The 574-nt window shown below is 83.3% G+C and carries 1 protein-coding gene; it reads left to right on the forward strand.

Going from position 1 to position 574, the window contains the following annotated elements:
• Positions 1-574, forward strand: a 574-nt coding sequence (locus GTQ99_RS23855) for a helicase-related protein (RefSeq protein ID WP_276612507.1), incomplete at both ends; no start/stop codon positions are given.

Consider the following 574-nt stretch of genomic DNA (forward strand, 5'->3'; position numbering starts at 1 on the left):
GCACCCGCCCGCCCACGGCGCCGATCTCCCCCACCCCGGGCAGGAAGACGAGGACGTCGCCGCGCTGCACGGGCGGCGCTCGGGCGCCGAGCAGGACGCCGCGCTGCGCCCCGGGCCGCGGCGCCGCGTGGTGCTGAGCACCTCCGTCGCCGAGTCCAGCCTCACCGTGCCGGGGGTGCGGGTCGTCGTCGACGCGGGGCTGGCCCGCGTCCCGCGCCGCGACCACGCCCGCGGCCTCGGCGGGCTCGACACCGTCCGCGTCTCGCGGGCCGCGGCCGACCAGCGCGCCGGGCGCGCCGCGCGCGAGGCGCCGGGCGCGGTGTGGCGGGCCTGGTCGGCTGCCGACCACGCGCTGCTGCCGGCGCACCCCGCCCCGGAGATCGCCACGGCGGACCTCACCGCCTTCGCCCTGCTCACCGCCGGCTGGGGGGACCCCGGCTCGCTGCCGCTGCTCGACCAGCCGCCGGCGGGCCCGCTGGCGGCGGCCCGCGAGGTGCTGCGCACCCTCGGCGCGCTCGACGCGGCGGGCGCCCCGACCGCCCTCGGGCGCGCGCTGGCGCGCACGGGCCTGCAC

This window comes from Kineococcus vitellinus, assembly GCF_009906315.1.
Taxonomy (GTDB): Bacteria; Actinomycetota; Actinomycetes; order Actinomycetales; family Kineococcaceae; genus Kineococcus; species Kineococcus vitellinus.